Below are 11,809 nucleotides of genomic sequence, written 5' to 3'. Positions count from 1 at the left end.
GCCGCATAAACGTTAAACGGGAAAGACCGGGAGATGGGAAATCCTTCGTGGGATCTGCGGCGGGAGGAGAGCCGCTATATCCCCGCATACCATTCATAGCCGCGATCCTCCCAGAAGCCGCCATTGCCGCCGTAAAGCTGGCCGAGATCCGCCACCGCCTCGATGCGGGTCAGATATTTCGCCTGCTTGTAACCGAGCTGCCGCTCGACCCGGAGCCTGAGTGGCGCTCCGTGCGCCACCTCCAGGTCGCGGCCGTTCATCGCATAGGCGAGGATGGTCTGGGGATGGAAGGCATCGACTAAGTCAAGGCTCTCATAATACCAGCCGCTGCTATCCAGCGTCTTTTCGTATTCATCGGCGCAGTGAAACACGATGTAGCGCGCTTGCGGTTTCAATCCGACCGATTGCAGCAGAGAACCGAGCGGCACGCCTGCCCATTTGCCGATCGCGCTCCAGCCTTCGACGCAGTCGTGGCGGGTGATCTGGGTGCGCGACGGCATCGCCTTCAGCTGCGCCAGCGAGAATTGCGACGGCTTTTCCACCAGTCCGCCGACATCAAGCCTCCAGGTCGAAAACTGCCGGCTCATCCAGTCGAGATATTGCGGGTTATCGGGCATGCTGGTGCCGTTGGAGCGAAAGACCGGTGACAGGTCGGCCTCGCTGAATTCGCGGGCCAGCGCATCGTCACCGAGCAGAAAGCGCTGCGCCTTCATGCTGAAGCCCTCGGCGATCTTCAGGACCGATTTCGTCCGGTCGTTTTCGACCAATGCGTCGCAGCCGCTCAGTCCCAATGCGGAGGCGGTCAGGGTCGAGCCGATCAGGAAGCGGCGGCGGGTGATCAGGCGGCTCATTGTTCGTCTCCCCGTTCGATGGCGTAGTAGCCGGTGATCATCGAACGCAAATTGTTGAAGAGACCCGACAGGATCACCATGGCGACATGCACGACGACGAAGGCGACGAGTGAAAAGGCCGTGAGGAAATGCAGGGTGCGGGCCGACTGCCGGCCGCCGAAGAGATCGAGCAGCCAGGGCGCCACGGCATCGAAACCCGGCGACATGGTCAGCCCCGTGGCGATCATCAACGGCAGCAACAGGAAGATCACGACGAGATAGGTCAGCTTCTGCAGCGTGTTGTAATGCCGGGCCTCGGCTCCCTTGGGAAAGCGCAGCCTGATATGGTTGACGACCTCATGGCCGAGATGGGCGAGCCTGAGTTCGTTGCCGGCCGGGGCGAGATCCCGGCGGAAATGCCGGCTGAACAGCCCGTAGAAGAAATAAACGAGGCCGTTGAAGACGAAGAGCCAGGCGAAGAAGAAATGCCAGCGCCTGCCGGTCGACAGGTCCTGATAGCTGGGAACCGTGAGCCAGCTCGGAAAACCCCTCGCCGTCGCCTCGCCGTCGACGTTCGACAGGCCGAGGAAACCTGTCGTATCGAAGGTGAGTGAACCGACATGCGTCACCCCCTTCACCCGATTGCCGTCTTCGACAGCCTCCATGGCAATGAAGGAAGGGTCGTTGTCGGCGCCATACTGGCCCCAATACAGTGCGGGATGCGCATTGAATATCTGCAGGCCGCTGAACAGCAGTACGGTCAGGCACAGCACGTTCAGCCAATGCGACAGACGGACGGCAAGGCTGTGGCGGTAGACAAGCATGCGGCCGGTTTTCGTTCCGGCATCGATCGTCGCCATGATGGTTCTCCGGAGGAATGGACATTTCGAGAAGAGAAGACGCAGCCGCCGCGGATAAAGTTTCAGCGGCCGCGCCGATCTGAAACGCCTACTTCATCGCGTCGCAAGCCTTCATCATATCGGTCTTTTTCATCGCATCCTTTTCCATGCCGGCCTTGTGCATGCAGTCCTTCTTGGTGCCCGCCATCTTCATGGCATCCTTCGACATTGCGTCGTTGTGCATCGTGTCCTTCTTCATCGTATCGGACTTCATCGCGTCTTCAGCCGACGCCGCACCGGCGAGCGAAAGGCCGACGATGAAGGCGCAGGCTGCAAGGCTGGAAACAAGTTTGGTCATGGAACTCTCCTGGAATGGGATTGTCGTGTCCGCCGGCGGTCTGCCGACGGCTCACATCAATCCATTCGAGGCAACGACGGGATGCGTTACAGCCTCACGCGCATGTGATAGGACTGTGATGCCGATATTGTTTTTGATCTTCCCTGTAACCGATTGGCTGCTTTTCCGAATGAACTCTCCGACAGCATGACAACAGCCCGTTCGGAAGAAGCCCTGAAAGCCTTGATGCTTCTTTCCCTTGACGGGGACGAGGCCGCCTATCGGCGTTTGCTGACGATTTTGCGGGCGCTGCTTGTCGGTTATTACAGCCGCCGGATGGCTGCGGCGACGAAGGCGGACATGGAAGACCTGGTCCAGGAGACATTGCTGGCACTGCATTCCCGCCGATCCACCTATGACCGAAACAGACCCTTCACGGCATGGTTTTTCTCGATCGCCCGCTACAAGTTGATCGACCATCACCGTGGCCACGGCGGACGCAAGCTGGCCGAGATCGAGCTTGGCGAGGAAATCGAAAGCGACTTCAGCGAGGACACGCTGACGGCCCGCATGGATGTCGAGCGGCTACTCGACGGCTTGCCACCGAGACAGCAGGAACTGATCCGACAGGTAAAACTCGAAGGCCGATCGGTCGCCGACACCGCAACCCGCACCGGCCAGTCCGAATCGGCGGTGAAAGTCGGCATCCACCGGGCGCTGAAGGCGCTCGGAGAGAGATTGCGAGGCGCATCGTGAGCAAGACGGACGACATCATCGAAAGCCTGGTCAGCGACCTGAAGCCGGTCCCGCGCAATGCGCTGTGCCGTCGCTTTGCGCTTGGTCTGTTGCCTGCCCTCGGGTTCTCGCTGCTGCTGATGCTGGCCATACTCGGCCTCAGGGTCGATATGCCTGGTGTGCTGATGCTGCCGGTCTTCTGGATCAAATCGGCCTATAATGCCCTGATTGCCGTCACGGCTCTCCTCGCCGTCGTTCGGCTTTCCCGCCCCGACGGTTCCGAAGGACGCTTTTTCGGTTTGCTTCTCACGATCTTTGCCGCGATGACTGGAGTCGCAGCCATCCAGCTCATAATGGCTCCCGCGGGGTCTTTCCGAGTCCTGATCCTCGGCTCCTCGGCGCTCCATTGCCCGCTGCTGATCATCGGCTTCGCATTGCCGGTCTATGCCGGCGTGGTCTGGGCGCTGCGTCGCGCAGCACCTTCGGATCTGAGGCTCACCGGCTTCGTCGCCGGCATTGCCGCGGGAGCAGCGGGCGCTTGGGTCTATTCGTGGTTCTGCACCGAAAACGGCATGCCCTTTGTGCTGATATGGTATTCCCTCGGCATCCTGCTGACCGGCGCGTTTGGAGTCTTCACTGGTCCTCGCCTGCTCCGCTGGTAGATCCTTCTCCGGCGAGACAATTCGCGATCCACAGAGATCGATATGGGCGCTGGCCTCAGCCCCCTTTCTCCTGGCGTCAGTCGCGCGTCACCTTTGCATCGCGCGGCGCGGAGTGACCAACCGGATTGGCCTATCGCCTTCGAAAGCCCGTCCGCCGCGCTGCGCGTCCGCCGCGCCTTTGTCGCCGTCCAATTGAAACTGATTGACCAGATCCCGCAGACGGCCTGCCTCGGAGGATAGAGATGCGGCGGCAGCCGTCGACTGCTCGACCATTGCCGCATTCTGCTGGGTCGTCTGGTCCATCTGATTGACGGCGGTGTTGATCTCGGCAAGCCCGGTTGACTGCTCGCGCGCCGAAGTGGCAATCGCGTCCATGAGCTGGTTGATCTGTACGACATACTCGCCGATCGACTTGAGCGACGTTCCGGTTTCGAGAACCAGTTTCACGCCATTTTGCACTTCGGTTGACGACTTTTGAATAAAGCCCTTGATTTCCTTGGCTGCTTGAGCGGCGCGCTGGGCAAGCTCACGGACTTCCTGTGCGACCACGGCAAAACCTTTGCCAGCCTCACCCGCACGGGCAGCCTCGACGCCGGCGTTCAGCGCCAAGAGGTTCGTCTGAAAGGCGATTTCATCGATTGCACCAATGATGTTCGAAATCTGTTCCGAACTGTCCTCGATACGCCGCATGGCCTGCTCGGCCTCCGCTACCACGGTTGCCGACCGCTGAGCGCTGATATTGGCTTCCACGGCCACATGGCGTGCCTCATCGGTGCGTTTGCTCGCCATCGTCACATTCGACGTGATCTCGTCCAAGGCTGCGGCCGTCTCCTCAAGAGAAGCTGCCTGTTGTTCGGTACGCTTGGAAAGGTCCTGCGCAGCAGATGCAATTTCACCGGTGCCATTGTCTATGCTGTGTACGGTCTGCAGCACCGCACCGATCGTCGCACCCAACTGCCGGAGCGAAGCGTTGAAGTCTTCGCGCAGGGTCTCGTATTCAGCTGCAAACTGTTCCGAGAGCTGGAAGGATATGTCGCCTGCCGCAAGCCGACGCAGGCCTCCGCCCAATGTCGTGGTTGCGAAGCGCAATTGTTCAGCCTCGCGTTCGGCGCGCTGCTGGGCGGCCTTACGCGCCGCCTCGCTCTCACTGCGGGAGTCGGCGGCCTCCTTCTCAAGCCTGACGACATTGAGGGCGTTCTGACGAAAGATCTCGACCGCGCTGGCCATTTCGCCGACTTCGTCGGCGCGGCCGGCATAGGGAATATCACTGTCGAGGTCACCATCCGACAAACGCTTCATGGCGGATGCGGTTCTTCGGATCGGGTTGGCAATTCCTGATATGGCAAACACGATACCCGCCACGGCAACGAGCACGGCGATTGCTGCAATTGCTGCCGTCAAGATGAAAGCGGAATCAGCAGAAGTCCCACTTGCGGCGACGAAGCCTTCGGCCTGGCTAAGAATGAAAGCAACCAGATCCGCTACCGCCTTGTTCACCAGCGCAGCTTGCGGCTCCATATTTTCCTTGAAGAACCGAACGGCTTCAGGGGTCTTCCCGCTGGTCTGGAGCGCAATCATGTGATCTGCCAGTTCGCGATATTTGCTGAGTTCCGGCTTGATCTGATTGATCAGTTCGCGCCCACGCGCCGTGCGGACGCCGTTTTCATATTCGGCGACAATTTTGTCGAGCGCGATGCCGGCGGCGTCGATCTCGTGCTTTCCGGCTTTCTGCTCCTCGGCCGTGTCCTCCAGGAGATACTGGGCATAGCTCAATTTCAGATCGAGGAAGTTGTCCTTGATCTCACGAGCCGTCACCAGCCGCTGCATCCAGAAGGTCCCGATCTGTTCGGCATTGGCTCTCAGCGTCGACATCGTGGTCAGCGAAACATAGGATAGCCCAATCATGAACAGGCTGATGATTGTCAGCTTTAAGATCAGGGCCTGCTTGATACTCGGGCGCTTCATGCGGGTCTCCTCGAAGGTTTACTGGGACGACCGGCTTTCCGGTTGATGCAAAATCTCGCACCGGATTCGATAATTTAGTATTAACTAAACAGCGGCGCCGGTGTCGTTTTTAGAAAACTTTGCGTCGACCGACACTTCTGCGATTAGTCACAGCCGAAGCACGACCATAAGTTCATGGAAACTTTGGGAAAAAACAGCCACCGCGAGTGAAAATACCTCTTGGCCGAGATCGGCACGGCGCCGATCGTCGGCCGTGGAGCTGAGCCAAAAGAGGTCATGAAATTAACTTGTGTAGCACCCGCCAGGGAATGGGAGGCCGCCGCCTGCCGTCCGAAAGGTCGGCAGGCAGTTGCGCGCTTGCCAATCGGCCCCGGGAACACATACTGGATCCATGCAGCTATCAGAAAACCAACCGGCCGGCATCGAAATCTCTCTCTGGCAGTATTCCATGAATGAACGTGACCGGAACCGCTGGGTGCAGTCGCTCTCACCGGATGAACGGGATCGGGCGGCGACCTATCGGTTCGACCGGGATCGAGCTTCGTTCATTGCCGGCCGCTATCTCTTGCGGCGGCTATTGAGCGGGTATGTCGCGACAGCGCCGAGCAAGGTCGTGTTGGTCGCGGACGAACACGGCAAGCTGAGCCTTGAGGGTCGCGACAGGCCGCAATTCAGCCTGTCCAATGCCGACGGGCTGGTGGCGGTCGCGGTTGCGTCGGGCTGCGAGCGCATCGGAATAGATTGCGAGCGCGCCGACACCGAGATCGAAGAGGTGACTTTGGACGCCTATTGCAGCGTGGATGAGCGACGCTGGCTCGATGAATTGCCCGCGCATGAACGTGCGCGAGCCGCCGTTGAACTTTGGACGCTCAAGGAGAGCCATCTCAAGGCGATTGGCGTGGGCCTGCGGGAAAACCCTCGCAACGTCACCTTTTCCTGGGAGGACAGCTTGCCCGTTGCGGCCCACGACGGAAAGCGCGACCGGCGTTGGTTTCACCGCCTGATCGAAAGCGGCAGCCAGCACGTCGTCGCGCTGGCCGTCTGCTCCCGATCCGGGCTCCCCGGCATTCATACACGCCTGTTTCAGGACGACAGCATGCCTTCCGAATAGCCGGCGCGCAGCTGATGCGGCATCGCCGCAGCCTCCGTCGCCCAGACAAGCTGCGCATTGTCGGGTTCGGCATCGAAATGCTGCCGGCCAAGAAGCGTGTTGACGATGGCGGCGCTGCGCCAGGCCATGAGGCTGAGCTGCGAGTCGGCGATGCCGTGTGAATATCGGCCGGCATTCTGCGCGAACAGCCGGTTGGTTCTCGGCCCCGTCCACTGCATGGTGTAATCGTCGTTCAGGGTGGGATAGCCGTTTCTGTCGAGACTGATCCTTTCGCTGAGCGAGCCGAGCGCATCCGGCAGCCGGAACCTGTAGCCAGTCGCCAGAACCACGGCGTCGGCATGCAGCACTTCTATGCCGCCGTCGAAATGGTTTCGGACGATGAGCCGATAGGCATTGCCGTTCCGCTCCATCTGGATCACGTCGCGGTTCGGCGACAGCGATGCGTTGAGCGTGCCCGGCTCGAGGTAACGCAGCGCATAGAGGCGACGGTAGATCGAATGGATCGTCGAAATCGACAGGCCGTCGCTGGTCAGGATCGAGTTCTTCAGCGCCGCCTGCTTCTGCTCGCCGCTGAGCTTCAGGTAGGCCTGCACATATTCCGGAGAAAAGACCTGGTTCGAAAACGGCGTGTCGTTGATCGGCTCGAAATTGTGGCGCCGGCTGATCCAGGTCAGTTCCGTCATCGAACCGGGATCGCCAAGCAGCGCTTCCACCACCTCGCCGCCGCTCTGGCCGCCGCCGACCACGACGATGCGGGAAGCGCCGAGATCGCCGAGGCGCGATTTGGCCTCGCTGTTGTGGAAGCAATCCGCGCCGAGGAAGGGTTTCGCCCAGTCGGGCACGAAGGGCGAAGACCCGGTGCCGATCACCAGATTGCGCGCTTCTTCCTGGCCGTTGTCGAAGCGCAGGACGAAGCGGTCGTCGCGGTGTTCGACATCGCGGATCTCGCTCGAAAAACGCAAGCCCTCCACGCCCTTGGCGACCCAGGCGAGGTAACGCGCGAATTCCTGTCGGGGAACGGCCTCGTAATTGGCGTTCAGGAAGGCGTAGAGCCTTTTATGGGCGACCAGATAGGAGATGAACGACCAGCGGCTGGTCGGCAGGACCGGGGTGACGAGGTCTTTCAGGAAGGACGATTGCAGCTCGACGCCGGGCATCATCATACCGGGATGCCAGTCGAAGGCGCCGCGCCGCTCGAAGAAGCGGCTGCGGACCTCGGGCACGGATTCCAGCAGGCAGGCAAGGCTCAGATTGGAGGGACCGATGCCGATGCCGGCAAGATCGAGCGGCTCGTTCAGGGCATCCCTGCGGGTAAAAGCGACGGTCATGCGTTATCCTTCTCTGTTTCCTTGAGACGCAGGGCAAGCCTTGAGTGGAAGGCGGGCGACCCGATCATGTGCAGGTGGTTGGTGCCGGTGATGATCTCGGCCGCATGCGCGCGCGGCGACAGGCGGCGCCAATCGATCAGGTTGAGGCCGCGGTTGAGGCTGTCGTCGGCCGCCCACGGATAGATCGGCACGTCATGGGGAACGAGCCGATGCTTGCGGAAGATCAGGGCATTATCGATCAGCACCCAGAACGTATGCTCGCGGCTGCTGATATCGGGCCCGTCTGTGGGAAGCGGGTCCTTCTCATCGCCGACGAAGCGCAGGAACTGCTCATAGGTATCCGCATCCATCGTCGACAGCAGCCGGTCCCATTCGGGCCGCATCGCCGTCTTTTGCAGCCATGCCTGCACGTCCCGGTGAAGCGCGTCGCGCTCGCCCGGCCGGAACCTCGGCTTGGCGCCGATCGCAAATTCCGATCCGAGGTCGCAAACATCGACCATCGCCATCATCCTGACGTCGACCTCGTTGGCAAGCGTGCGGGCAGCTTCATAGGCCAGGAGCCCCCCCCAGGACCAGCCGAGGAAAGTGCAGGGCGCGCCGCCGCTGTGCTTCCTGATATAGTCGACATAGCTCTCGATGATCTCTTCGACAGGCGCGCCGACTTCCTTCTTCTCGGACAGCGAATGGCAAATGAAGCCGGTCGCCGGCTGGTCTGCGCCGAGATAATCGACGAGCTTCACATATTCGCGGGTGCTGACGAGAAGTCCGGGGAAGCAATAGAGCCGCGGCTTGGCGCCTGATGCCCGCAGCACGATCACCTCGGAAAGATCCCGCTCCTCCCCCTGTTCCATCACGCCGGCAAAGGCGCGAATGGTCGGGTTGTTGAAGATATCGGCGACGGTGAGCGGGATCTTCGGACGGCGCTGCCGCAGCTGCGACAGGATGCGGATCGCGCCCAGCGAATTGCCGCCGATCGCGAAGAAATTGTCCTCGACGCTGATCGCTTCCAGCTTGAGAACCTGGCGCCAGACATCCCGCACCTCTTCTTCGAGCGCGGTCGCCGGCTCGACGATGGCGCGCTTGACCGGCTGGGGTGCGGGCAGCGCGAAACGGTCGAGCTTGCTGTTCGGATTGGTCGGCATCTTTTCGAGTTCGACCACAGCCGCCGGCACCATGTAGGACGGCAGGCTGCGTTCGAGGCCGGATCGAACAGTCTCGACATCGAGCCTCTCGTCCTTCTTCGGAACGACATAGGCGACCAGCGCTTTCTCGCCGGCATCGTCGTCGCGCAGCACGACCAGGGCTTCGCCGACGCCCGGCTGCTGGAGCAGCGCTGCTTCGATCTCGCCGAGCTCGATGCGGTAGCCGCGCAGCTTCACCTGATGGTCGACGCGGCCGACAAATTCGACGGTTCCGTCTTCGCGCCAGCGCGTGAGGTCGCCGGAGCGGTAGAGCCGGCCGCCTTCTTTCGAGAACGGATCAGGGATGAAGCGGTCCGCCGTCGTATCCGGCTTGCCGAGATAACCCCGCGCAATGCCCTCGCCGCCGATATAGAGTTCGCCGGTCACGCCGATCGGGCACAGATTGAGGTCGGGGTCGAGCACATAGACGCGCCGGAGCCCGACGGCGCGGCCGAGCGGGGCGTAGACGCCCTGGAACTTGGTGCCGGCCCTCACCTTCCAGACCATCGGCGTCATGATGGTTTCCGTGGGACCGTAGCCGTTGATAAGCCATTCCGATTTCAGCGCCCGCGACAGGAGGTCGAAGGTCGATTGCGCCAGCCCCTCGCCGCCGAAGGAGTAAAGCCGCATCGGCGGCGCGCCGTCGGTAATGTCGGCCCATTCCGCCAGTTGCTGCAGATAGGTTGTCGGAATGCTCGCATTGTTGGCGCCATGCTTGCGCATCGCCGTCAGCGTCTCTTCCGGCGTCCAGAGCGGCTGGTCGGGAAGGATGATGCTGCCGCCTTCCATCAGCGGGTTCATCCAGCGCTCATGGCCGCCGTCCGAGCTGAAGGGCAGGAAGGGCAGTTCGCGGGACTCCGAGCTCATGCCGTAGACGCGCGAGGTATTCTGCAGATGGTGCGTCAGCGGACCATGCTCGACGGCCACACCCTTCGGCAATCCGGTCGATCCCGACGTGTACATGACATAGGCGAGCTGATCCTTATGCGTGGGAAGATAGAGCGGCGTATCCGGTTCGCCGTCGAGATCGAGCTTGTCGAGTTCGAGGATAATCGCATCCAGCTCCTCCGGCAGGCGATGGCGCAGCCAGCTGTGGGTCAGGACGATCTTGACGCCGCCGTCGCGCAGGATGTGGTGGTTGCGCGCCGGCGGATGGTCGGGCTCGACGGGAATATAGGCGCCGCCCGCCTTCAGCGTGGCGAGAATGCCGACGATCGCCTCCGGCGAACGCTTGATGAAGATCGCGACCGTCACCTCGGCGCGAACGCCGAGCTGCCGCAGCCGATGCCCGAGGCGGTTGGTGCTCGCCTCCAGCCAGCCATGGCTCCACTCCTCGTCGCCATAGACGATCGCCGTCTTCTCAGGCGTCCGGCGCGAATGGGCCGATATCAGTTCGTGGACCGGCCGGTCGTCGTTGACGGCATCGTCTTCGTAGGGGGCAGACAACCAGTCGAGCTCGTCGCTACCGACGAGTTCGATATCCCTAATCCTGAGATTTGGCTGCGCGACGATCTGTTCGAGCACCAGGCGGAAATGCTTGGCGACGCGGGCGATTAGCGCGCCGTCGTAAAGATCCTGGGCGTAGTCGACCAGCCCGAATGCGCCGCCTTCCGGACGCGCCTCGACGACCAGGGAAAGCTCGCTGTCGGCGCGCGCGCCTATAGGTTCCAGGTTCGTCGCATCTCCCGGCACCGGATAGGGTTCGCGGAATTCGAACAGCGCCTTGATCACGGCTTCCTGAGCGGCCGCCTCGTCGACGACCAGCTCCTGCGTGATGCGCTCCAGCGGCACGAGCCGGCGAAGCCCCTCCTCCGTCACCGAGGAGATCGCCGCGACGACATCGGCGAGCGAATGCCGGGAGGCGAGCGGCAGGACGAGGGGAAGCACCTGTTCGGCGCGGCCGCGGCTGGCGAAATGCTCGTTGCGGGCGCGCGCAACAAGGAGGCCGGTCAGCAAAGCATAGTTGCCGCTGTAACGCGCCAGCAGCGCGCAGAAGGCGGCGTGCAGCACGCGCTCGACCTGATATCCCTTGCCCTGCGCATGCTGTTCGAGCCTGCCCCACAGCTCGGGCTCGATTGCAAACCGATGCTCGGCACGCGCCACGCCGGCAAGGCCGCCGCTATTGAAGCGGGTGGGAAAGGTCGAGGCCGCATAGTCGAGACCGATCGTCTCGCGCCAATAGGCGAGCGCTTCGCGCGCCGCATCCGTCTCCAGCCATTCTTCCTCCCGCGTTCCGGCCGAAATTTCCGCCGGGCGCATGTCACCGGCGGATTCGCCGCCGAGAATGCGCGCCAGCGAAGCGGCAAGAACGGATTTTTCCCGGTCGTCTGAGATGATCGGATGCAGCACGATCGTCAGCAGCGACTGTCCATCTGCAAGCGGGATGATCTGGATGCGTGCACCCGGGCCTTCCAGCAGATCGAAGCGCTTGTCGCGGAAGGCTTTTCGCACGGCCAAGGCTTCAGCCTCTGAAAGAGCGGCTCCTTCCTTGCCGAGGATTTCGATCGGCACGGCGTTCGACGCGCCGCGATACTGCTCGATGCGGCCGCCCGCCAGCCGGCGGAAGCGGGTGGCCAGCGACGGGTTCTCAGCCACGAGCGCGCGGCAGGCGCCGGTAAGCGTCTCGACGTCGGTCGCGGCACTCAACCGCAGCCCGATGACCTGGTCGGGAAAGACGGTGTAGTTGCCGATCTGCTCCAGCGACCAGATGCGTTTCTGCGCGATCGTCAGCGGAAAGCTCTCGAAGACGGCGTCCACAGCATCGGTCGGGCGGGCATCGGCGAAATTGGTAATCTGCTTACTCATCTTGCCATCCAGACCT

Annotated in this window: 9 protein-coding genes; 3 read left to right on the top strand and 6 right to left on the bottom strand. The window is 61.9% G+C overall.

Annotation, left to right across the window (positions count from 1 at the left end; genetic code table 11):
- Positions 1–74: 74 nt before the first annotated feature.
- The 3 genes from GGD57_RS24900 to GGD57_RS24890 form a co-directional block, all read right to left on the bottom strand.
- Positions 75–851, bottom strand: a complete 777-nt coding sequence (locus GGD57_RS24900; protein ID WP_184472883.1) for a molybdopterin-binding protein — start codon at positions 849–851, stop codon at positions 75–77.
- Positions 848–1,690, bottom strand: a complete 843-nt coding sequence (locus GGD57_RS24895) for a cytochrome b/b6 domain-containing protein (protein ID WP_184472882.1) — start codon at positions 1,688–1,690, stop codon at positions 848–850. The genes GGD57_RS24900 and GGD57_RS24895 overlap by 4 nt, the downstream gene beginning before the upstream one ends.
- A gap of 88 nt (positions 1,691–1,778) precedes the next feature.
- On the bottom strand, positions 1,779–2,027 hold the full coding sequence (locus GGD57_RS24890; protein ID WP_184472881.1) for a pentapeptide MXKDX repeat protein: 249 nt from the start codon (positions 2,025–2,027) through the stop codon (positions 1,779–1,781).
- A 186-nt stretch (positions 2,028–2,213) separates the two neighbouring features.
- Between GGD57_RS24890 and GGD57_RS24885 the strand changes: the two genes are divergently transcribed.
- Positions 2,214–2,762, top strand: a complete 549-nt coding sequence (locus GGD57_RS24885; RefSeq protein ID WP_184472880.1) for a sigma-70 family RNA polymerase sigma factor — start codon at positions 2,214–2,216, stop codon at positions 2,760–2,762.
- The gene (locus tag GGD57_RS24880; protein WP_184472879.1) at positions 2,759–3,403 is read left to right on the top strand and encodes an NrsF family protein; all 645 of its coding nucleotides are present in this window, start codon (positions 2,759–2,761) and stop codon (positions 3,401–3,403) included. Before GGD57_RS24885 ends, GGD57_RS24880 begins: the two co-directional genes overlap by 4 nt.
- 87 nt (positions 3,404–3,490) lie before the next feature.
- Here the strand turns inward: GGD57_RS24880 and GGD57_RS24875 are convergent, their stop codons facing one another.
- The gene (locus GGD57_RS24875) at positions 3,491–5,368 is read right to left on the bottom strand and encodes a HAMP domain-containing methyl-accepting chemotaxis protein (RefSeq protein ID WP_184472878.1); all 1,878 of its coding nucleotides are present in this window, start codon (positions 5,366–5,368) and stop codon (positions 3,491–3,493) included.
- A 391-nt stretch (positions 5,369–5,759) separates the two neighbouring features.
- On the opposite strand from GGD57_RS24875, the gene GGD57_RS24870 reads away from it, so the two are divergent.
- Positions 5,760–6,479 (top strand): 4'-phosphopantetheinyl transferase family protein, encoded by a 720-nt coding sequence (locus GGD57_RS24870; RefSeq protein WP_184472877.1) that lies wholly within the window; start codon positions 5,760–5,762, stop codon positions 6,477–6,479.
- On the opposite strand, the gene GGD57_RS24865 is transcribed toward GGD57_RS24870, so the two are convergent.
- Positions 6,452–7,807, bottom strand: coding sequence for a lysine N(6)-hydroxylase/L-ornithine N(5)-oxygenase family protein (locus GGD57_RS24865; RefSeq protein WP_184472876.1), 1,356 nt, complete (start codon positions 7,805–7,807; stop codon positions 6,452–6,454). The two genes, GGD57_RS24870 and GGD57_RS24865, sit on opposite strands and share 28 nt — an antisense overlap.
- Entirely contained in the window at positions 7,804–11,793 is a 3,990-nt protein-coding gene (locus tag GGD57_RS24860; RefSeq protein WP_184472875.1) for a non-ribosomal peptide synthetase, read from the bottom strand. The genes GGD57_RS24865 and GGD57_RS24860 overlap by 4 nt, the downstream gene beginning before the upstream one ends.
- Between the last annotated feature and the right edge of the window lie 16 nt (positions 11,794–11,809).

This window comes from Rhizobium esperanzae, from assembly GCF_014197615.1.
Lineage (GTDB): Bacteria > Pseudomonadota > Alphaproteobacteria > Rhizobiales > Rhizobiaceae > Rhizobium > Rhizobium esperanzae_A.
This window is presented reverse-complemented; position numbering and strand designations above follow the sequence as displayed.